21 protein-coding genes are annotated in these 22,310 nt (G+C 40.4%); 10 read left to right on the forward strand and 11 right to left on the reverse strand.

Translation table 11 applies throughout. The features are described from left to right. Nucleotides 1-77: 77 nt before the first annotated feature. From ACTG7X_RS10780 to ACTG7X_RS10805, 6 genes are read right to left on the reverse strand one after another with little or no spacing between them, the layout of a single operon-like run. Nucleotides 78-944: a DMT family transporter gene (locus tag ACTG7X_RS10780; RefSeq protein ID WP_439258449.1), complete on the reverse strand. Its 867-nt coding sequence runs from the start codon at nucleotides 942-944 to the stop codon at nucleotides 78-80. 17 nt (nucleotides 945-961) lie between these two features. Then, nucleotides 962-1,621 carry a GntR family transcriptional regulator gene (locus ACTG7X_RS10785; protein ID WP_439258450.1) on the reverse strand — a complete coding sequence of 220 codons (660 nt, stop codon included), beginning with the start codon at nucleotides 1,619-1,621 and terminating at the stop codon, nucleotides 962-964. A 56-nt stretch (nucleotides 1,622-1,677) separates the two neighbouring features. Beyond that, on the reverse strand, nucleotides 1,678-2,865 hold the full coding sequence (locus tag ACTG7X_RS10790) for an L-dopachrome tautomerase-related protein (protein WP_439258451.1): 1,188 nt from the start codon (nucleotides 2,863-2,865) through the stop codon (nucleotides 1,678-1,680). A 34-nt stretch (nucleotides 2,866-2,899) separates the two neighbouring features. Then, on the reverse strand, nucleotides 2,900-4,204 hold the full coding sequence (locus tag ACTG7X_RS10795) for a TRAP transporter large permease (protein ID WP_439258452.1): 1,305 nt from the start codon (nucleotides 4,202-4,204) through the stop codon (nucleotides 2,900-2,902). Further along, nucleotides 4,204-4,722 (reverse strand): TRAP transporter small permease, encoded by a 519-nt coding sequence (locus ACTG7X_RS10800; protein WP_439258453.1) that lies wholly within the window; start codon nucleotides 4,720-4,722, stop codon nucleotides 4,204-4,206. The genes ACTG7X_RS10795 and ACTG7X_RS10800 overlap by 1 nt, the downstream gene beginning before the upstream one ends. A 50-nt stretch (nucleotides 4,723-4,772) precedes the next feature. Further along, a complete protein-coding gene (locus ACTG7X_RS10805) occupies nucleotides 4,773-5,762 on the reverse strand; it encodes a TRAP transporter substrate-binding protein (RefSeq protein ID WP_439258454.1) in 990 nt (329 codons plus the stop codon). 215 nt (nucleotides 5,763-5,977) lie between these two features. On the opposite strand from ACTG7X_RS10805, the gene ACTG7X_RS10810 reads away from it, so the two are divergent. The 4 genes from ACTG7X_RS10810 to ACTG7X_RS10825 all read left to right on the forward strand — a co-directional run bounded on the left by ACTG7X_RS10810 (nucleotide 5,978) and on the right by ACTG7X_RS10825 (nucleotide 9,281). Then, nucleotides 5,978-6,940 carry a C-terminal binding protein gene (locus tag ACTG7X_RS10810; protein WP_439258455.1) on the forward strand — a complete coding sequence of 321 codons (963 nt, stop codon included), beginning with the start codon at nucleotides 5,978-5,980 and terminating at the stop codon, nucleotides 6,938-6,940. Nucleotides 6,941-6,974: 34 nt separating this feature from the next. Continuing rightward, nucleotides 6,975-7,631 carry an RraA family protein gene (locus tag ACTG7X_RS10815; protein WP_439258456.1) on the forward strand — a complete coding sequence of 219 codons (657 nt, stop codon included), beginning with the start codon at nucleotides 6,975-6,977 and terminating at the stop codon, nucleotides 7,629-7,631. Between the two features lie 81 nt (nucleotides 7,632-7,712). Then, complete coding sequence (locus ACTG7X_RS10820) at nucleotides 7,713-8,633, forward strand: sugar kinase (protein WP_439258457.1); 921 nt, start codon at nucleotides 7,713-7,715, stop codon at nucleotides 8,631-8,633. A 9-nt stretch (nucleotides 8,634-8,642) separates the two neighbouring features. After that, nucleotides 8,643-9,281 carry a bifunctional 4-hydroxy-2-oxoglutarate aldolase/2-dehydro-3-deoxy-phosphogluconate aldolase gene (locus tag ACTG7X_RS10825; RefSeq protein WP_439258458.1) on the forward strand — a complete coding sequence of 213 codons (639 nt, stop codon included), beginning with the start codon at nucleotides 8,643-8,645 and terminating at the stop codon, nucleotides 9,279-9,281. Between the two features lie 71 nt (nucleotides 9,282-9,352). Here the strand turns inward: ACTG7X_RS10825 and ACTG7X_RS10830 are convergent, their stop codons facing one another. After that, nucleotides 9,353-9,919: an acetate uptake transporter gene (locus ACTG7X_RS10830; RefSeq protein WP_439258459.1), complete on the reverse strand. Its 567-nt coding sequence runs from the start codon at nucleotides 9,917-9,919 to the stop codon at nucleotides 9,353-9,355. Between the two features lie 159 nt (nucleotides 9,920-10,078). On the opposite strand from ACTG7X_RS10830, the gene ACTG7X_RS10835 reads away from it, so the two are divergent. After that, nucleotides 10,079-11,200: an MBL fold metallo-hydrolase gene (locus ACTG7X_RS10835; RefSeq protein WP_439258460.1), complete on the forward strand. Its 1,122-nt coding sequence runs from the start codon at nucleotides 10,079-10,081 to the stop codon at nucleotides 11,198-11,200. A 52-nt stretch (nucleotides 11,201-11,252) separates the two neighbouring features. Here ACTG7X_RS10835 and ACTG7X_RS10840 read toward each other — a convergent pair whose 3' ends face one another. After that, nucleotides 11,253-11,660, reverse strand: a complete 408-nt coding sequence (locus ACTG7X_RS10840; protein ID WP_439258461.1) for a hypothetical protein — start codon at nucleotides 11,658-11,660, stop codon at nucleotides 11,253-11,255. Between the two features lie 140 nt (nucleotides 11,661-11,800). Next, nucleotides 11,801-12,646: a LysR family transcriptional regulator gene (locus tag ACTG7X_RS10845; protein ID WP_439258462.1), complete on the reverse strand. Its 846-nt coding sequence runs from the start codon at nucleotides 12,644-12,646 to the stop codon at nucleotides 11,801-11,803. Between the two features lie 152 nt (nucleotides 12,647-12,798). On the opposite strand from ACTG7X_RS10845, the gene ACTG7X_RS10850 reads away from it, so the two are divergent. From ACTG7X_RS10850 to ACTG7X_RS10870, 5 genes are all read left to right on the forward strand, one after another. Then, on the forward strand, nucleotides 12,799-13,005 hold the full coding sequence (locus tag ACTG7X_RS10850; protein WP_439258463.1) for a hypothetical protein: 207 nt from the start codon (nucleotides 12,799-12,801) through the stop codon (nucleotides 13,003-13,005). Nucleotides 13,006-13,140: 135 nt separating this feature from the next. Next, nucleotides 13,141-14,259, forward strand: a complete 1,119-nt coding sequence (locus ACTG7X_RS10855) for a DUF917 domain-containing protein (protein WP_439258464.1) — start codon at nucleotides 13,141-13,143, stop codon at nucleotides 14,257-14,259. A 4-nt stretch (nucleotides 14,260-14,263) separates the two neighbouring features. Further along, the gene (locus ACTG7X_RS10860) at nucleotides 14,264-15,889 is read left to right on the forward strand and encodes a urocanate hydratase (RefSeq protein WP_439258465.1); all 1,626 of its coding nucleotides are present in this window, start codon (nucleotides 14,264-14,266) and stop codon (nucleotides 15,887-15,889) included. A gap of 40 nt (nucleotides 15,890-15,929) precedes the next feature. Beyond that, nucleotides 15,930-17,189 carry an MFS transporter gene (locus ACTG7X_RS10865; protein WP_439258466.1) on the forward strand — a complete coding sequence of 420 codons (1,260 nt, stop codon included), beginning with the start codon at nucleotides 15,930-15,932 and terminating at the stop codon, nucleotides 17,187-17,189. Nucleotides 17,190-17,215: 26 nt separating this feature from the next. Beyond that, nucleotides 17,216-18,862: an HAL/PAL/TAL family ammonia-lyase gene (locus tag ACTG7X_RS10870; RefSeq protein WP_439258467.1), complete on the forward strand. Its 1,647-nt coding sequence runs from the start codon at nucleotides 17,216-17,218 to the stop codon at nucleotides 18,860-18,862. A 63-nt stretch (nucleotides 18,863-18,925) separates the two neighbouring features. Here ACTG7X_RS10870 and pckA read toward each other — a convergent pair whose 3' ends face one another. Continuing rightward, nucleotides 18,926-20,542, reverse strand: coding sequence for a phosphoenolpyruvate carboxykinase (ATP) (gene pckA, locus ACTG7X_RS10875; protein ID WP_439240567.1), 1,617 nt, complete (start codon nucleotides 20,540-20,542; stop codon nucleotides 18,926-18,928). 222 nt (nucleotides 20,543-20,764) lie between these two features. After that, the gene (gene glmU / locus ACTG7X_RS10880) at nucleotides 20,765-22,141 is read right to left on the reverse strand and encodes a bifunctional UDP-N-acetylglucosamine diphosphorylase/glucosamine-1-phosphate N-acetyltransferase GlmU (protein ID WP_439258468.1); all 1,377 of its coding nucleotides are present in this window, start codon (nucleotides 22,139-22,141) and stop codon (nucleotides 20,765-20,767) included. Between the last annotated feature and the right edge of the window lie 169 nt (nucleotides 22,142-22,310).

Consider the following 22,310-nt stretch of genomic DNA (forward strand, 5'->3'; position numbering starts at 1 on the left):
TGACGGAGTAAGTTTAGAAAATTGGACTACGTAATATAGCAGATTTTTTTAAATGGTTAAAGAGCAGAAAACAACCGCTAATACTTTTGTTTAACTCCCAATAAACGATAAACCATCAAAGATAACAAAATCACTCCACACCCCAATAATTTTCTGAAACCTAATTCTTCTGAAAATAAAATTACACTCAATATTAATGTCCAAATAGGTTCAAGTAGCATGATAATAGAGGCATTGGCGATATTGCAGTGTTTTTGTCCAAAGGTTTGCAATAAATAACGTAAATTAGTGGAAATTAAAATACTGGCTGCTAACCAACCCCAAGTTGAAATGGGGATTGTTTGGTTCCAATTCTCACCGCATAAAGAAAATAGGCTGCATAATATGCCAATGACGGCAAGTTGAATGGTGGTGAGTGGTAATATGGGAATATCTTTGGCATATTTATTATTTAACACAAAATAAAGTGCCGATAAGAACGCCGCAAACAAATAAAACCAGCTCTCATTTGAAAGATGTAATCCATCATTCCCAACCGCAAGAAAATATAAACCACAAAGCGATAGTGGAAAAGCGAGCCAAAAGATTTTTTCTAATGCGTGTTTAAAAATCAATCTTGAAAGCAAAGGGGAAATTAACATAGATAAGCTCAATAAAAAGGCCCCATTGCCTAAATTAGTATTATGATGAATAGCTAAAATCCAACTACTGAGAAAAACTGAAAACGTTACGCCAACACCGATAGCAGAAAAAAGTTGAGGTTTGCTAAGCTGTAATAATGGGCGATATGCAATAGGTAGGAAAAGTAAGGCGGCCAAGAAAAAACGCAGCCCAAGAAAACCTAAAGGAGGAAACCCAGCAATGGCATATTTAGAAAAAAACCAACCTAACGCAGCTAAAATCGTGGTTAAAATAAGGGCTAATTCACCAGTATATTTGTGCATAGGCAATCCTTGGAAATTTAAAGAGGTTGTGTAATATTGGTGATACTCCAATAAGCCCCATGTTTGGGTGAAATATGTTTTAACAATTCGTTGATTGCCACATCAAGATTGTCTTTTTCTAAAGCATTAATAATATTTTTATGTTGTTCAAAAGATCGTGTAGTATGCTCTTGATTGGAGCCTAGATGGACGCGAACAGCAGCCATTCTTGCAGCTACTAAGCTATATGCATCAATATAGTAGCTGTTATAACTGCTCGCAATAATTGTGTTATGAAATTCATAATCTAATTTTAAGTATTCATTCATTTCATTCAGTTCATAGCTTACTTGCATTTTATCAAGAATCAGGCGTAGTTGTTGCACCAAAAATTTACTATTTTTGGTATAGGCTAAACGCATCGCACTGCTTTCTAAACAAAAACGAAATTCTAATAATTCTTCCAGCTCTTTATCGGTTACACTGAAAATAAATGTTCCACTTTTAGGTTTGATAACAACTAAATTTTCTGTTTCCAATCGTTTAATTGCATCTCTGACAGGGGCTTTTGTCGCATTCAGTCTTTCGATAAGCATAGATTCAGAAATTTTTTGCCCCATGGGCAAAATTCCGCTGATAATCATATTGTGGATACGTAAATAAATAATATCTTTTAGTAAATTGGTTGAATTGTTCATGATAATAATATAGAAAAGTACTCTGAGTCATTATAACCCAGAATACTTTGTATAATCTATTTATCTGTATAAGGTTTCTGATTTATTGTCAGCTTCCAGATTTTGTAATTAGTTGTTGGTGGATCAACATAATTTAAATCATTACGATGTAGGTTATTGGATGAAACATATAAAGAACCATCATTACCAATGGATAAAGTATCTGGCCATACCATATTTTGATTATAAAACAAGCGACTAATTTCTCCTGTTTTGGCATCTCGTTTCATTAAACCGTTAATGGTTAGACCCGTCATATAAAGATTCCCCGCACGATCCGCTGTCATGCCGTCAGTATTAGACGGTAGTAAATTGACGATTTTTACGTGTTTTTCAATTTCTGATTCAGGTAGAGAAAAATCACGTAAAATTTGGGTTTTAATCGAATACAAAGTATTTCCAGTGAGATTTGTCCAATATAAGGTTTCTTTATCGCCAGAAAGTGCGATACCATCAGCCCCAGTGAGCATGGGTTGATCTTTAGAAACAGGTTCACCATTGATATTAAAGAAAAAGTGCGGTTCATTTTGCGTAAATTTTGAACCTGATAATACTCGGCGAGCTTGATTTTTAGTTTGATCGTAAACAATCAATCCTCCATCCAGTGGCTTACAAAAAATACCAGAATCGGTGATATAGGCAAATTGATGATCATTATCAACCACAATATCATTTAAAAATGAACAAGTACGGCTACTGTCTTTTTCAGTAAAATGATAACGAGAAATCTCTTTATGGGTATTCAAATCCCATAAAATTAATTTTTCATCCCCGTCTTTAGTAGGCTGACCTGCAATATGTCCCTGATCTAAAATCCACATTACATTGTTACGGTCAATCTCAAAACCTAACACGGCCTTTAATCCCTGTGGGTTATTAACATCATTGAGTTCTTCTGATGGAAATGGTACTAATACTGCGGATTTTCCATTACCTTTTAGTTTAGAAAGTGTTGCAGGAATTTCTGAACCAGCCCAACGAGCCGTAGATACATAAAGATGGTTATTTTGATCTACTTTTACGCCTTGCATTAATGCTTTATCATAGATCTGACTTTTTTCCCATGTTGATTTAATCAATGGGTTTTTAACTTCGTATTTTATAGCGTTCCATTCAGCTACAATCTCAGCCGGTAGATTTGAAGCACTTACAGATAATGGGGCAATAAAGGTCAGGATTGTTAAACCATGTTTGATACTTTTCATGAAAAATTCTCCTAATAAATGTTAATATACACAGCTAATTCATGAGTGATGGTAAGAATAAGGATAATTGTGGCACGTAAGTGACAACAAATAACATCAAAATCATCATAAATAAGTAAGGAATAATAGATTTAATTAATGATTCTAAACTCACATTTGCCACCCCTGTCGCAATAAAGAGATTCGCACCTAATGGTGGTGTACAAAAACCAATAGCGAGATTAACCGTCATGATCACCCCAAAATGCACAGGATCAATGCCTAATTGTTGAATTATGGGTAATAAAATTGGTGTGAGGATAATAATAGAAGCAATGGTTTCCATAAACATCCCGACAATTAATAACATAATATTAATCAGCAATAACACCATGTAAGGATTATTAGATAGGGTAGTAATAAAATTAGCCACATCAACAGGCACTTTTTGTAAGGTAAGTAATCGCCCAAAAGATGCAGCCATCACTACCATGACCAATACCGTTGCGGAAGTCAAACCAGCTTTTAAAAAGACTGCACTTAATTCTTTAAATTTAAGATCTTGATAAACAAATAGGCTAATAATTAGAGCATATACAACGGCTACACCAGCTGCTTCGGTCGGGGTGAAAATCCCACCATAAATTCCACCAAGAATAATAATTGGTGTAATTAATGCCCAAATAGAATGTTCTCGTAAACCATTATGTTCTTTACGATTGATAACATCTTCCATTTTTTTCGTGGCACGAGCGGCAATTTCTAAATTTTTATGTATGGTAAATTTAGATACCAACATAAAGCCTAAGCCAAACAAAATCCCAGGAATAACACCAGCTAAAAAGATTTTACCGATAGATTGATTAGCGGTTACGCCATAAATAATAAAAGGAATGGATGGTGGGATCATGACGCCAGTGATACCAGCTGCTGCGGTTATAGCTGCTGAATAAGGACGTTTATAACCTGCTTTTTCCATTTCAGGAATCATATTTGAACCAATAGCAGCCACTGTTGCTGGGGATGATCCTGAAATAGCAGCAAAAAACATAGAAGCTAAAATATTGACATAAGCTAATCCTGCTTTAAACCGTCCAACTAATCTATAAGCAGCACCTACAATGCGAGAAGAAAGTCCCCCACGTTGCATAATCTCACCTGCTAATACAAAAAGTGGAATGGCGACTAAAGGAAAGGAATTGCCAGCCATTACGGCACTTTTAGCCAGCAAAGAAATATTTGGCGTATTGGGTAAATATTCTAAAACGATAAGTGAGGCGGCCCCTAAACAAATTGCAATAGGGGCACCTAGTAACACTAAAAGAACGAACACACCAAAAAGTACTGCAGTGATCATCATTATTCTCCTTTTTTATAGAAATCTAATTTAAATGCGTTAATATCTTGATAAATATTTTGTAATAACCTTATAACACTGAGTACTGCTCCCACTAATAATGATCCATAAAGCCATTGCATTCCAACTCGAATTTCAGTAAATGGCCAGTAGAGCACCACACTCGTCTGCTTTACAATAATTGGGCTAATTAATTGTTCCCAACCATACAGACTGATTTTTACCATACACCATAACACTATGATGTTAACCAGAATATTTATAATTGCCTGTAGTTTTTCTGGCAGTAGATTGACAAAGGCTGTCACCGCAACGTGTTTTCTGGTTTTGAAACCATAACTAACACCAATCCATAAAAACCAAATAAAGCACCACCGTACAAATTCTTCCCCCCAAGAAGATGAATTGTTGAAGATATAACGCATCACGACTTCGTAGAAAATCCAAAAGGTAATATTAACCAATAGAAGATTGATTAACCAAATTTCTATTTTTTCATCAAGTAATTTTAGGAATTTCATATGCTCTTTTCCTATTGATTAGGGGCGGAACTTATCCACCCACTTACATGTTAATTTTTCCCTGATTCAAGAGCTCGAACAAGTTCTGGATCAACTGCTTTAAGATATTTTTCTCTCACCGGGGCAACTACATTTTCAAAGACTTTTGATTGTTCAGGAGACAGTTCGGTTACGCTTACTCCAGCTTTCCGAATGGCATTAATTTGCTCTTGTTCTTCTTGAGTAATGATCTCTTGTTGGTAATCAATAGCACGTTTTAGGGCTGATTTAATCAATTCACGATCTTTATCGGATAATCCATTATAAAAATCTGGATTTGCTAAAACCATATGGGTAGAATACACATGCCCAGAAAGCGTGACACATTTCTGTACTTCATAAAAGCGAGAGGAATAAATATGACCTAATGGATTTTCTTCCGCATCAATGACACCTTGCTGTAAAGCGGAATAAACTTCATTGAAAGACATTGGGGTTGGTTTAGCACCCATTGCCTTAAAAGCATCCATATGGGCATCAACTTGCATAGTACGAATCTTTACCCCCTTAAGATCATCTGGTTTGGTAATTGGACAGTTAACATTGCTAGTAATATTTCGAATACCATTTTCCATCCAGCCCAATCCAATAAGCCCAAAATTTTCTGCTTTTGCTAATAGTTTGTTGCCAAATTCACCATATAGCGCTTTTAAAGCTCCAGCACGATTAGGGAAAATATACGGCAAACCAGGGACAGTAAACGCATTATCCCAGCCCGACATCACTTCCACTACGGGGCTTGTCATATCCACAATACCTGTTTGCACTGCTTCAGTTAGCTCACGATCCCCCCCCACTTGTCCATTAGGAAAAATATCTACCGTTATATCTTGAGCAGATTCTTTTTCTACTATTTCTTTAAATTTCACCCACGCCTTGTGCATATGATAAGTATCTGCTGCACCATGACCAATTTTAATGTTAGTTTTAGCCATAGCCGTTGATGAAATAACAACGGAAGTTAATAAGGCTAGTGATAATGCTGATTTGATAAGTTTCATGGTTTCATTCTCCATATTCTGACATTTAAGAATGGTTGGATTTTATACCCTAATCATTTCCATTTACAAGCATGAAATATCATTTTTCGAAAAATATGCTATTTTTATTTCAATTTTGTGAACAAGATCACAAAATTTAAAATTTTTTATTGTGATAAAATCTATTTTAACTATAAAATATACCCAAAACTAACATTTTAGATGTAGAGGTTAACATGAAGAAAATCGTTATTATTGAACCTGGCTATCTTGATTATCAAGAAGAAGAACGTGTCCTAGCCAAATATAAACCAAAATTTATCATCGTCTCCTTAGGGAGCAATAAAACTGAAATACTAAAGGCTGTTGAAGATGTTGATGCTATTATGGTGCGTGAAGCAAAAATTGATGCTGATGTTATCAGGGCGGCTAAGCAATGTAAAGTTATAGCACGCTACGGGGTTGGGGTCGATAATGTTGATTTAGCGACCGCAAAGGAAAACGGGATCTATGTTGCGAATGTGCCTGATTATGGCTCTGAAGATGTCGCTGAACATACGGTAGCATTACTATTCGCAACAACACGACGTATTGTTAAACGAGATCGAGATGTTCGCTTGAATAGTAAATGGGGAATTGGACAACTTGAACCCATGTATCGAATGGGCGGAAAAGTACTTGGTATTGTTGGATTTGGTCGCATTGCCCGAGAATTTTTCCGAAAAACCAAAGGAATTGGCTTCTCCAGAACCTTAGTATCAGATCCCCTATTAACGGAAAGGGAAGCACAACAATTAGGTATAGAAAAAGTCGAAATTGATGCATTATGTCAACAGGCTGATTTTATTTCATTACACACTCCATTACTCCCACAAACACATCATTTAATTAATGCCGATCGTTTAGCGTTAATGAAACCTAATACGGTTATTGTCAATTGTGGACGTGGTGGCTTAATTGATGAGCAAGCACTTTATTCCGCATTAAATGAAGAACGCATTTTTGCAGCGGGCATCGACACCTTTGAGCAAGAGCCTGTTTCAGCAACTAACCCATTACTTACTCTGGATAACGTGATTTGTAGCGATCACACAGCTTGGTATACAACAGAATCAGTGATTGAATTACAACATAAAGCAGCAGAGGAAGTTCTCCGTGTGTTTGAAGGTGAACAACCTAAAAACTGGGTAAACAAATAATCAACTAACATGTCATTTATTAAGGAGTTTTATTATGTATTCACAACAAATTATTGACGGCTATCGTGCAATTTTCTCTACTGCTTCTATTGCAGATGCCTGTGACCAGATTTTAGGTAAGACTATGTTTTTACCCCATGAAATCAAAAATCGAATTAATAACAAAAAAATTGTTGGTCCAGCAGTTACTATTTTTGAAGATGCCACGGATGAAAAATTACCACCGCAACATGCTTTAGATGCTATTGATGAATCGGAAGCAGGTAGCGTCATCGTGATTAGCGGTTGCCAAGCATTGGAAACTGTGGCTGTTTGGGGCGGTTTAATGACCGCAGGGGCAGTAGCTAATAAACACGAAGGGGCTATATTAAATGGCGGTTTGCGAGATATTAATGAAATTCGTCGTGATTATGATTTCCCCGTTTTTTCCAAAACAGTTTCTCCTGGTACAACCCTAGGGCGTTTTAAAACTATTAGCTCAAATCAACCGATTCAAATTGGTGAAGTCACTATTTATCAAGGAGATCTGATAGTTGGTGATATTGATGGTGTAGTCTGCGTTCCTAAAGATGTGGTAGAAGAAGTGTTAGCACTCTCTAAATCTATTGATGAAAGAGAGCTTGAGCAAGCTAAATTAATCATTGAATCAGGGTCTCTACGTGAAGGTCTGGCTAAGTACGGACGTATTTAATCAATAAAGTGCGGTTATTTTTAATGTGTTTTTGTAACCGCATACTTTTTATTATAAGATCTCAGTAAACAAGGAGTAAATATGTTAGATATTCTTTCATTTGGCGAACCTATGTATGAATTGAGCCAGTTACCTAATCAAGAATTAAATTACTTAGCTGGATATGGAGGAGATGCGTCTAATTTTGCTATTAGTGCCGCTCGGCAAGGTGCAAAAGTCGGTATGCTTGCTCATATTGGTGATGATGTGTTTGGAGATAAATTTATTCAGTTGTGGCAAAAAGAAAATGTTAATATAGATTTTGTTGTACGCAATCCGAACGCGCCAACTGCCATTTATCTTATTTCTCATGATGAGCAAGGACATCATTTTACTTTTTACCGTAAGGGTTCTGCTGCTGCACAAATAACACCAGAACAAATTACTAAACAGTCTATTCAATCTACTAAATTATTACACACGTCTGCAATTACTCATGCAATTAGTCAAAGTTCGAGTGATACCGTGTTTAAAGCTATTGAATTAGCAAAAGAACTTGGAACAAAAGTTTCTTTTGATACTAACTTGCGTTTAAAACTTTGGTCATTAGATCGTGCAAGAGCCATTATTCACGAAACTATCCGTATGGTAGATTATTGTTTGCCAAGTTTAGATGAGGCTATATTGTTAACCAAATTAAATAAGGCTGACGATATTGCTGATTTTTATTTAAAACTCGGAGCTAAAGTTATTATCCTAAAAATGGGAAAAGAAGGGGCTATGGTGGCAACAGAAAATGAACGATTTATTGAAAAAGGACATAAAGTAGAAACTGTTGATGCAACAGGAGCTGGAGATTGCTTTTCGGGGGCATTTTTAACACAAATAATGCAAGGTAAATCTCTAAAGGAATCGCTATATTATGCTAATTCAGCCGCAGCATTAACCACAACAGGATTTGGGGCGGTTGCACCTATTCCTTATTGTCATCAAGTAGAACAATTTATGCGGCAATTTAATTAAGGAAAAAATATGTCATACACAACCGAACAACTAATTGAAAAACTCAAAACGCTTAAAGTCGTCCCTGTTATTGCCGTGGACGATGCCCAAGATATTTTGCCGTTAGTCAAAGCCTTATCTGACAATGGCTTGCCAGTAGCTGAAATCACGTTCCGCTCAGCTGCGGCTGAAGAATCCATTCGTCTTGTCCGTCAGCACTATCCTGATGTATTAATTTTAGCAGGTACAGTGTTGACCGCAGAACAAGTGGTTGCAGCAAAAAACGCAGGAGCAGATGCCATCGTCACCCCTGGATTTAACCCAAAAATCGTGCAACTTTGCCAAGACTTAGGCTTGCCAATTACACCAGGGGTAAACAACCCAATGTCCATTGAGGCAGCATTAGAAATGGGTATCACCGCCGTAAAATTCTTCCCAGCGGAAGCCAGTGGCGGGGTGAAAATGATTAAAGCCTTGCTAGGCCCTTACAGTAATTTGCAAATTATGCCAACAGGGGGAATTTCACCGACCAATATTAAAGACTATTTGGCGATTCCAAATGTCGTCGCTTGTGGTGGTTCTTGGTTTGTGGAGAAAGCCTTGATTAAAGCGAAAAATTGGGATGAAATTGGGCGTTTGACGAGAGAGGCAGTTGGGTTAGTAAAGTAAGACGGTAAGCCAATCCTGATACAAAATGAGGTGAGTTTTATTTCACCGCATTTTTACATGAATCAGAGTACTTACTTTGGCTCACCCACAGGCAAAATTACTCGCCCAAAGCTCTCATTAATCACATCCGCCGCCGCCAAATAAAAAGCACAAAGCGCAGTGATTAACCCCAAATAACCGCCGAGGTTCACAATGGCATGGTTACCTGTTGCATCACCGATAGCTAACGCATAGAACGTTAAGGTTAAAAAGAAGAAGATGGCTCTTAAGGCTTTGGCTTTTGCTAGCGTTCCTAAAAACATCATTAAGGTGAATGTTCCCCAAGCGCCTAAATACCATGCCACGAAAGTCGCCGGTGTCTCGCCTTTGAAGAACGTGATGAATAACGCCCATGACCACCAGAACGCACCGTAGCTAATAAATGCGGTGAAACCAAAGGTGTTGCCTTTTTTGTATTCAAACATACCAGCGATCATTTGTGCGGTCCCGCCAAATGCGAATGCCATGGCGACCACTAATCCCACACTTTTCACATCGAAAATACCAGCGTTAATTAAACATAATAACCAGGTTGTGAGTGCAAAACCACATAAACCAAGTGGCGCAGGGTTAGCTAAACCGTCTTTGACTGTTGACATAAAATTTCCTTTCAATAATAAATAAGAGACGAAAAAAGGGCGCTAGTATGTCTGATTTTTGCACAAAAAGAAAGAGGGGAGAGAAAATATTTACGATTTTTTAATCAATTTAGTTTATGTTAGAATTTGTTTCTATTTTGAAATCTAAGGAATCGATTAATGCGAAAATTGTTCTCATGTTTAAAAGGGTTAGCTATTTTAATTATTAGTTTATTACTCGGTGTTATTGCTTGCACTAATTTGCATCCAACATTTGGGGGATCGCCTGATGAGCAAAGTCTGAAAAAAATTCATCAATCTCCCAATTTTAATGGGGAAACCTTTGTTAATTTAGAACCGACGCCGAGTGGTTTTCAAAAAGCCGTAGATGGCAATGACACGTCGTGGCTAGAGCGTATTTATCAAATGGCTTTTCCACCGCAAGGAAAACAGCCGAGTGAACCATTGCCCAGTTTAAGGTTAGATGTTTCTCAAATCAAAAATGGCAGTTTCACGTGGCTTGGGCATTCTACGGTATTATTCAAACTTAACGATAAAATTTTAATCACGGATCCTGTATTTCATCGTGCTTCTCCAATCTTTTTTGGTGGTAAACCTTTTGCCATGACTCATACTCCAAGTGTGGCTGATTTACCTGGCATTGATGCAGTAATCATCTCTCATGATCACTATGATCATCTTGATTATCAAACTATTCAAGAACTTAACCAAAAAACAACGCGCTTTTATGTGCCACTAGGCGTGAAAGGACATTTACAACGCTGGGGCGTACCAGATGAAAAAATTACTGAGTTAGATTGGTATGAACAGGCTCAATTGGATCAGCTCCATTTTACCTTAACGCCATCTCGCCATTTTAGTGGGCGTGGGCTAACCAACCGAAATACTACATTGTGGGGCAGTTGGGTGATTAAATCGCCGTTATTAACCGTCTTTTTTAATGGTGATGGGGGATATGGCCAACATTATAAATTACTTGGTGAAAAATATGGTCCGTTTGACATCGCTTTAATGGAAAATGGCGCTTATGATGCTCACTGGCCTTTAATTCACATGACACCGGAACAATCAGTACAAGCCACAGTAGATTTAAAAGCAAAAGCTGTTTTACCGATTCATTGGGCAAAATTTGATTTAGCAAATCATAATTGGCGTGATCCTATTCAACGTTTTTTAAAAGCGGCTGAGAAACAGGATTTCCAAACGGTTACGCCCAAAATAGGGCAAACTTTTACATTGAATGGATTGCCACAGGAAGATTGGTGGTCAGGGGTGAAATAATTGGTTGAGTGTAAATAAACTAATGCGGTATTTTTTAACAAGTTTTTGCAAATTACAATAATAATTCTGCTAGCTTCGCTTTTACTTCTTCCACACTCTCCACCACCTGAAAATTCACTCCCAAAGCAGCACTTAAACCTGCCACTTGTTTGGCTTTGTATTCACGTTGTGCTGGGTCGTCAGTAGGCGAGAAAATCGCAGGACAAACCGCATTTAAACGTTGGCTATTAGCTTTTAGCCACATCATGCGGGCTTTGTCTTCTTCGTGCAGTTCTGGGGTGTTGCGTGTATGGCGTGGGTCGCCGTCTTCAATAATCAGTACGAATTTTTCGCCGTGGGCAATCAAAGTTTCTAGGTCATCTAGGATTTTTTGCCCATCGCCAAGCTGCATTTGTGTGCTGTGGATAATGGCAATAGGGAAATCTTGCACATCAATAAATTTTAAGCTAGGGGTACTCATAGTCGCCTCCGTGAATGTGGCTGTTGTAGGAATTTTGCAATGAAGATCAATTGCACTGTATTCACTATACCACAAAATATTGTGCAAAAATTATTGAATATTGTGTTTATATTGCTAGGGTGATTTATATTTGCACAACCTCAATCCCCCAACTTCTCCACCAAAAAATCTGCCACGGCACGCACATAGGGCGAGCGGCGGACATCTTCGTGCATCACCATATGCAGTTGGGCGTGGAAGCTACTTTGTTTTTCAGGCAGGGTAACGATGCTTAAATTATCGCTAGGCGAAACATAAAAATCAGGTAGCACGCCAATGCCTACTTGTTGCAAAATCAGCTGTTTTAGGGTGATAAAATCGTTGGTCATCAACACCACTTTGCGATCGGCGAGCAGGTTTTCTACTAAATATTCCAACATGCCGTGCGATTTCACCCCAATAAATTGCCATTCATCAGGCTTGTGTTTAAGCAAATAATCACGTTGTGCGTACAAATGCACATGAATATCAAACAGGCGGCGAACCACCAAATCGCCTTGTTCAGGGGGCGGAATGCGTAGGGCGATGTCGGCTTGGCGTTGGTGTAGATTGCTGACATTAGACGTGCTTTGTAGCACCAAGCGAATCTGCGGATAACGGCGACAAAACTCGGCTAAATGCGGAGCAAGCACCACCTGCCCAAGCAAGGGCGACACCGACACCACCACTTCGTGCATGGCTTGAATTTGCTCATGGGCTAAGCGTTGCAACACCTGTATATCTTTGTAAATTTCACGCGCTTGCTGATACAGGCGTTTGCCGTCTTCGGTAAGTAAATAACGCTTGTTAATGCGGTCAAACAGGCGGATTTTGAGCTGTTTTTCCAAGCCTTCAATTTGGCGAGAAACGGTGCTGTGTTGCACGCCGAGTTTATCGGCAGTGGCAGTTAGGGTTTGATGTTCTACAAGACTAACAAAGTAGTCAATGCTGTTCCAGTCTAGGGACATGGGCGTTCTCTGATGATTGATATTGGGGGTTAATATAGCATACACTGTGCAAAAATAAACAATGTCCGCTTAATTTTCCGCTATTATTTGCCAAAAACACAACCTGCAATAGCAAATACAAATCAATCTCGTCTCAAAACAAGGAGCGTATTATGAACGCAAAATCATTTCGTTTACAACCTTTGGCTTTTGCCTTGATGTATGCGTTGCCGTCAGTTGTTTTGGCTCAAACATCAATATCATCTTCTACCCTATCCACCACCGACAATGCCATGGAATTAGAACTCATCATCGTTACCGTGCGTAAGTTAGAAGAAAATGTGCAAGACGTGCAGATCATTTTTTTCACTGCACTTTGATCTTATCTCTTAACATTATCAACATTATTCCCTAAATTCCATTTAGCTATATCAAAGATAAAAACATTCTAGGACAAATAATTTGTCGCTTGTTATATTTTGTTGCAAAAGTAACCAATAAAAGGAAAGAAAACGATGGGAAGAATTTTAACCTTACAAGATGTAGATTTTGCGGTGAAAGGCGGTTCGGTGTTTGCTTGTGGTGGCGGTGGCTGGGTTGAGCATGGTTATGAGTTGGGGAAAACCGCGGTAACCATTGGTCGCCCTGAATTAGTGAGTATTGATGAAATTGATGATGATGCTTGGATTGCCACGGCAGCCGCCATTGGGGCACCAGGGGATTTGACCGATTGGGAAATGCTCGGGGTGGATTATGTGAAAGCGGTGCAGTTGTTGCAGGAAGCCTTAGGTGAGAAAATTTACGGCTTGATTATTGGGCAAAATGGCATGTCCTCCACGGTGAATGGCTGGTTGCCATCGGCTATTTTAGGGACGAAAGTGGTGGATGCCGTGGGCGATTTACGCGCACACCCAACGGGCGATATGGGGTCGCTTGGTTTAGCCAACTCCCCTGAACAAACGATTCAAACGGCGGTGGGGGGAAATCGTCAGCATAATCAATATATTGAATTGGTAACTCGTGGTGCAACGGCGAAAATTTCGCCTATTTTGCGTAAAGCCTCTGATCAATCGGGGGGCTTTATTGCCAGTTGTCGCAATCCTATTCGTGCAAGTTTTGTTCGTCAACACGCAGCACTGGGTGGGATTTCTCAGGCGTTAGCCTTGGGGCAAGCCATTGTGGCGAGCGAAAAAAAAGGTGGTACGGCGGTGATTGATGCTATTTGCAAACATACAGGTGGACAGATTTTAGCCGCAGGTCAAGTGAAGAAAAATACCTTGAAATACACCGATCAAGCCTTTGATGTGGGCGTGGTGCAAGTGGGAACGGGCAAAAGTGCGGTGAAAATTCATGTGATGAATGAGCATATGGCAGTGGACAACGCCCAAGGTGAACGCCTCGCCACTTATCCTGATGTGATTACCACGCTTGATTTAAATGGGCAGCCCGTGAGTGCGGGTAAACTGAAAGCTGGCATGGATATTGTGGTGTTTCATTTAAGCCAAAGCCAAATTCCCCTTTCTTCTAGCGTGTTTGATCCCAGTGTTTATCCGCCAGTAGAAGCCATTTTGGGCATTGATTTACACAGTTATGTGTTGCCTCGTGCAAACACGAAAAAAGCCAAAAAGGGGTGAAAAAATGACCGCAGTTTCTCAACCATTACGCTGTAAAAGCTGGCGAACGGAAGCCTTATTGCGTTTATTAGAAAACGTTTTAGCGGTGGGCGAAGCCCCTGAAAAATTGGTGGTTTACGCAGCGCTTGGTAAGGCGGCTCGTGATCAGGCGAGTTTCCACGCCATTGTGCAAGCCTTGCAAAGCATGACAGAGGACTATACGTTAATTGTGCAATCAGGCAAGCCCATTGGTTTATTAAAAACCCACGCCAAAGCCCCCGTGGTGATTATGGCAAACTGTAATTTAGTGGGGCAATGGGCAAAGGCGGAAGTATTTTATGAGTTGGAACGCAAAGGCTTAATTTGCTGGGGTGGTTTAACCGCTGGTGATTGGCAATATATCGGATCGCAAGGGGTGATTCAAGGCACTTATGAAATTTTTAGTCGCATTGCAGAACGTTATTTTAACGGCGATTTGGCAGGGCGATTTATTCTGTCTGCAGGGCTTGGTGGCATGGGTGGATCACAACCGCTGGCTGGATTTATGACGGGAGCGGCAACCTTGGTGGTGGATATTAATCCTGCTAGCATTGAAAAACGCCTGCGTATTGGCTATTTGCAAAAATCCACCGACAATTTAGATCAAGCCTTGGCTTGGATTCAGCAAGCTCAAGCCGACAAGCAAGCGGTTTCCGTTGGACTATTAGGCAATGCGGCGATTGTTTATCCTGAAATTTTTGCCCGTGGCATTATTCCTGATATTGTTACTGATCAAACCTCCGCTCATGATTTGGTGTATGGCTATGTGCCTGCAGAATTTGATTTAACCACCGTGCAACAACTTCGCAACCAAGATCACAGTCGTTTAATCGCCGCTGGCCTTCGTTCTATTAAACAACATGTACAAGCCATGTTGAATTTCCAACAAGCAGGGGCGGTAGTGTTTGATAATGGCAATTTAATTCGTACCCACGCTAAACAAGCAGGAGTGCAAAATGCCTTTGATATTCCTATTTTCACCGAAGCCTTTTTGCGACCGTTATTTTGTCGTGCCATTGGTCCTTTCCGTTGGGTGGCGTTATCCAATAATCCGAAAGATATTGAAATCATTGATGATTATGTGTTGGCACGTTTTCCACAAAATAAAATTGTGACCAATTGGATTCATCTGGCACGGAAATCAGTGCCTTTTGAGGGCTTGCCAGCACGCATTGCTTGGTTAGGGCATCAAGAACGTACCGATTTGGCGTTGGCGGTGAATCAAATGGTGGCAGAGGGCAAACTTTCCGCACCTATTGCCTTTACCCGAGATCATTTAGATGCAGGGGCAATGACACATCCGAATATTATGACTGAAAATTTAATAGACGGTTCTGATGCCGTTGCTGATTGGCCGTTGATAAATGCCATGGTGAATTGTGCCTCACAAGCAGATTTAGTGGCAATTCATTCTGGTGGTGGCGGTTACAGCGGTTATATGACTTCTGCTGGGGTAACGGTGGTAGCAGATGGGACACCTGAAGCTGCTGAGCGTTTATCCCTTTCAATGACCAATGACACCAGTCTTGGGGTGATGCGATATGCCGATGCAGGTTATCCCGATGCCTTAGATGAAGCCGTGCAAAAAGGCTTAAATTACATTCAATTATAATCTTTAATAACGCTTTTGATAATCAAACAAGGAACTTTATATGGCAACCAATAGAACCAAAGCCGTGGCAGCGGCATCCGCAGGCAATGCACTAGAATGGTATGATTTCAGTATTTTCGCCTTTTTTGCAGCTTATATTGGACACAGCTTTTTTGAGGATGGCAACGAAACAGCCGCACTGGTCAAAACCTTTTTGGTGTTTGGTGTGGGTTTTATTGCTCGCCCATTAGGGGCATTATTCTTAGGGGCTTATGGCGATAAAGTGGGACGCAAAGCTGCGTTAACCTTAACCATTAGCTTAATGGCACTGGGGACATTAATTATCGCCGTCACACCACCCGTTTGGGTCATCGGGGCGGGTGCACCGATTTTATTATTGGTAGGACGTTTATTACAAGGTTTTTCCGCTGGTGGTGAAATTGGCGGTGCAACCGCATTTTTGGTCGAAACCGCCCCCGAAAAGCAAAAAGCCACTTATGCAGCTTGGTTACAAGCCAGTATGGGGATTTCCAATATTCTGGCAGCCCTGGCAGGTTGGACGGTGAGTTCCCTATTTTCCCCTGAAAGTATCAATCAATGGGCGTGGCGATTGCCGTTTATTTTCGGTTTGTTAATCGTCCCCGTGGGCGTATATATCCGCCGTACCTTAAATGAAACAGAGGAATTTAGTGCCATTGCCAGCCGCAAAGAGCATAGCCCGTTAAGTTCGGTGTTCCGCCAATATCCGTTGCATTTATTGGCAGGCGTGTTATTTTCCATTTTATGGACAGCCAGTGTTTACACCCTAATTATTTATATGCCAACCTACTACGCTTCACCGAATATTGGTTTAGGTTTTCAGCGTAGCGACAGCTTTTTAGCCGCCTTATTAGGCAATGTGTTTATGGTGATCGGTTGCCTTGCTTCGGGGCGTTATGCAGATAAAATCGGCGTATATAAAATCCTGACTTTTGCGATTGTGTTATTGAGCGTAGGAACTTACCCTATTCTGAGCTGGTTACAATCTTCTCCAACGGTGAATAATCTGATTATTGCCCAAAGCCTGTTTTGTATCATGATGTCCATTTTCGCAGGCACTGCCCCCGCTGCGTTGGCACAGCTTTTCCCTGTGCAAGTGCGTTCCACAGGTATGTCGCTTGCCTACAATATTGCCGCGATTTTCTTCGCAGGCTTTACCCCAGCCTTAATGGCATGGGCGACCACCTTGAACAAATTCGCACCGTCATTTTATCTTGCGGTGATTGGTGTTGCAGGACTTACAGGTTTGGCATTGATGAAAAAATTACAATATAAATACTAAGGGGCTACTGAGCCTAAGGAACTGTTATGAAAAAATATCACAAAATCAGCTTATTTGCCTTGTTGGCATTGGCTTCAAATTCCGCTTTTGCGTTGCAATTAACAGGTGATCGCCATTTAACCCTTGAGCAAGTAGAACAGGTAGCTCGCCAAAATGAAGAAGTGAGCTTGAGTTCACAAGCCTTAGAAAAGGTGAAAAAGGGACATGAAGTGGTGCTACAAGCCGCACTTAACCAAGTGCCAGTGTATGGTTTAACCGTGGGCGTAGGCTGGAATAAAGACAAACCCGTGTTTAAAGAAAAAGACGGCAAAAAGATCGTTTCTGATGAGTTGCTGGATTTATCGCGTAAATTTAACCGTGCTTCGTTAAAAGCACACGCCTTGGGATTGGGCGAACCTTTACCGATTGAAACCGTGCGTGCTGGCATGTTGATTCGTTTAAATACCTTTTTAAATGGCGAAACAGGGGTTCAACCTGAAGTGGCACAAAAATATGTGGAATTTTTAAATCACGGCATCACCCCTGTGATCCCTGCTCGTGGCACGGTGGGCGAGGCGGATATTACCTTGAGTTCGCACATTGGCTTGGCGATGATCGGTGAATGGGACGTGTTTTATCAAGGTAAACGCCAATCTGCCAAAGAAGTGCTACAAAAGCTCAATATTCAACCGCTCGATCCTGTTGGCAAAGATTTCTTGTCTATTTTAAGCACCAACAGCCTAAAAGCAGGCGAAGCGAGTTTGCTCACCCTAGATGCTGAACGCTTGCTGAATAAACAGGTCGCCTTATTTGCGTTGGTATTAGAGGGGTATAACGGCAATATTGCCCCGTTTAGCGAAAGTTCTGTCAATGCTCGCCCTTATGCAGGCGTTCAACAGATCGCCAGCCAACTTCGGCAAACCTTGGCAGGTAGCGATCTATGGAAAGTGTCCGACACTAGAGCCTTGCAAGATCCGTTATCTTTCCGCTCTATGGCGTACAGTCTTGGTGCGGTGAAAGACAATATTGATGGGTTAAAAAGTGCGGTGGAAATTCAGATTAATTCTAGCGATGATAACCCGTTGGTACTCATCAATGCCCCGAACGTGGACGACAGCCAAACGCAATTAAAGAAATATGAAATTAAACAAGGGGAATTTGGGGCGATTTACCCCACTGCCAACTTTAATTTCTTGCCTGTGGTCAATCGGGTGGAATATTTAAATCAATCTTGGGCAAAAGTGGCAGAAGTGGTCAGCCAGCAATTAATTCGCTTAGAAAACCCTAATTTTACTCAACTTAGCCGCTTTCTGGCTGCCCCCGAAAACGAAGGACACGCCTTTGGTGCGATTCAAAAACCTTTTGTTGAAACCAGTGTTCGCATTAAACAACTTGCCCAACCTGTTTCCTTTAGTTCGGTCACATTGGCGGGTAATATTGAGGATACTGCCACCTTTTCAGGTATTGCATTGGATAATGCACGCCAAATTTTACAAGGTATAGTGGAAATTTCCTCTTTCCAATTACTGCACGGCACTCAAGCCTTAGATTTACGCAAAGGCTTTCATGCCAGCCCAAGCACACAAAAAATTTGGCAAGCCTACCGCCAGCAAGTGCCTTTTATTGAACAAGATACGCCTTACACGGATTTGATTGAAAAAGGGATTCAATTCTGGAATGGGTATGAGTTGTAGTGAGAGGGCAACAAAAAAGTGCGGTGAAAATCACCGCACTTTTCATTGTATTATTACATTAAATTACGCTTTAGGACCTGCTGCCACTAGGGCTTTACCTTCTGCTGTTACTGTATATTTTTCAAAGTTTTTCACAAAACGGTTAGCTAAATCTTCAGCTTTAGTTTGCCATTGTGCTTTGTCTGCATAAGTATCACGTGGATCTAAGATCGCAGGGTCAACATTTGGTAACGCAGTTGGCACTTCAACATTGAAGATTGGCAATGTTTTGGTTTCTGCTTTGTCGATTGAACCATCTAAGATCGCATCGATAATACCGCGTGTATCTTTGATTGAAATACGTTTACCTGTACCGTTCCAACCTGTGTTGACTAAGTAAGCTTCTGCACCAGCAGCTTCCATACGTTTAACTAACACTTCAGCATATTGTGTTGGGTGTAAACTTAAGAATGCGGCACCGAAACAAGCTGAGAATGTTGGTGTTGGTTCTGTGATACCACGTTCTGTACCGGCTAATTTCGCAGTGAAACCAGATAAGAAGTAGTATTTAGTTTGTTCTGGGCTTAATTTAGATACTGGTGGTAATACACCGAACGCATCTGCGGTTAAGAAAATCACTTTTTTCGCATGACCAGCTTTAGATACAGGTTCAACAATGTTATCAATATGATAAATTGGGTAAGAAACACGAGTGTTTTCTGTTTTTGAACCGTCTGCAAAATCAACAGAACCATCAGCACGAACGACCACGTTTTCTAATAACGCATCACGTTTGATGGCACCATAGATATCAGGTTCGTTTTCTTTAGAAAGGTTGATAGTTTTCGCATAGCAACCACCTTCGTAGTTGAATACACCGTCATCGTCCCAACCGTGTTCATCATCACCGATTAATTTACGTTTAGGGTCAGTTGAAAGGGTGGTTTTACCTGTACCAGATAAACCGAAGAATACAGCAACATCACCGTCTTTACCTACGTTAGCAGAACAGTGCATTGATGCGATACCGCGTAATGGTAGGAAATAGTTCATCATGGAGAACATACCTTTTTTCATTTCGCCACCGTACCAAGTACCACCGATTAATTGTACGCCTTCAGTGATGTTGAATGCCACGAAGTTTTCGCTGTTTAAGCCTTGTTCTTTCCAGTTTGGATTGGTCACTTTAGAACCGTTCATTACCACGAAATCTGGTTTGAAGTTTGCTAATTCAGCGTCGCTTGGGCGAATGAACATATTTTTCACAAAGTGAGCTTGCCATGCAACTTCGGTAACGATACGTACTGCTAAACGAGTATCGGCATTCGCACCACAGAACGCATCAACCACGAATAAACGTTTACCAGAAAGTTGGTGAGTCACTAAGGATTTTAAACTTTTCCAGGTTTCTTGACTCATTGGTTTGTTATCGTTTTTAGCGGCATCACTTGTCCACCAAACGGTGTCTTTTGATTTGTCATCTAACACGATGTATTTATCTTTTGGTGAACGACCAGTGAAGATACCCGTATCTACCGCTACCGCACCAGTTGTGGTCACGATACCTTTTTCATAGCCTTGTAAGCTATCTTTGGTTTCTTCAGCGAAAAGCAATTCATAACTTGGGTTATGAACAATTTCTGTTACGCCAGTGATACCAATGTCGTTAAGTTCTTTGATTACTTTGTTTAAGTCAGTCATACATTACCTCATTAGAGTTAGAAAATTAAAAATTAATGGATGCGCATATTCTATAACTTTTTTACAAGAAAAAACCTGAACTCGATCAAATTTATGAAAAAAAGTTGAAGTTTTATCTGTTTTTTTGATATGGATCAAGTTGAATGCCATACCCTTGGTTAGTTTATCAATTTTTTTACTGAAATAAAGGATAAACCCATAAAATTTCGCTGAAAGCGACAATTATTTTTTCTTACTTGGACGTTGCCAACCTTGAATATGTTTTTGTGGCACACGGCTAATCACAAGCTCATTTTCCGCCACATCTCGAGTAACCGTGGTACCTGCTCCAATCGTTGCACCATTTGCAATGTTAACAGGGGCAACCAGTTGACAGTCGGAACCGACAAACACGTTATCCCCAATCACCGTTTTGAATTTATTGGCACCGTCATAATTACAGGTAATTACCCCAGCTCCCACATTCACATTTGCCCCTACTTCTGCATCCCCTACGTAAGTCAGATGATTCACTTTTGAGCCTTTACCAATGGTCGCTTTTTTGATTTCTACAAAGTTACCTACATGGGTTTCAGCCGCAAGTTCTGCACCAGGGCGTAAACGGCTAAATGGTCCGATAATGGCTTTCTCGCCCACGGTGCAATCTTCAAATACGGAATAAGGCTTAATTTCTACATTATCGCCCACGACAACATTTTTCAGCACACAACCCGCCCCGATTTTTACACCATTGCCTAATTGAACATGGCCCTCAATAATCACGTTAATATCGATTTCGCAATCTTTACCATGGCTTAATTCACCACGTAAATCAAAGCGTTCAGGATCCGCCAAGCTCACACCAGCTAATAATAAACGGCTCGCCTGTTTACGTTGGTAATAACGTTCTAACGCATTGAGTTGTAAACGATTATTGGCTCCTTCTACTTCCATAATATCATCGGCAGTCACGGCGGCAACTTGATAACCGTCTTGGTTCGCCAACCCGATAACGTCAGTCATATAATATTCGCCCTGAGCATTATTATTATCCAAACGGCTTAACCATTTTTTAAAACTGGCACCGTCAGACACCATCACGCCAGTATTGACTTCGGTGATTTTGAGCTGTTCAGGATTGGCATCTTTTTGTTCGACAATAGCCACCACGGAACCATTTTGACGAATAATCCGCCCATAACCAGTGGGATTATCTAAATTCACCGTTAATAAGGCAATACCATTTTGTGGTTTGGCGGCAATGAGTTTTTGCAAGGTTTCCGTCGTAATTAACGGTGCGTCACCGTATAACATAACAATATTTTCGTCATCTTTAAAAAACGGTGCGGCCTGTTGCATAGCATGTCCAGTGCCTAATTGCTCCGCTTGGAACACCCAATTAACCGGTTCATCCGCTAAACGTTGTTTTAACAAATCTGCACCATGGCCATAAATTAAATGAATCTGCTCGGCATTGAGCTGTTTTGCGGTATCGATCACATGTTTTACCATCGGCTTGCCCGCCACGTTGTGTAACACTTTGGGCAAATCGGAATACATTCTGGTGCCTTTGCCTGCGGCTAGGATCACAACACTTAATTTATTGTTAGATTGGGTCATCTTGATGTTCTCAAATTGGATTAAACTGCGGTCTATTTTACACGGATTTTGTGAAATGATCTAATACGACTATAATATATCGCCGTAGCAACCGTGTTAACTCACTAATTGCTCATTTTTTAAGCTGTTAATAAATAACGTTCAGCGTCCCATTTTTGCCCTGTTTTCA

Origin of the sequence: Lonepinella sp. BR2271 (genome assembly GCF_051851515.1) — a bacterium.
GTDB lineage: Bacteria > Pseudomonadota > Gammaproteobacteria > Enterobacterales > Pasteurellaceae > Lonepinella.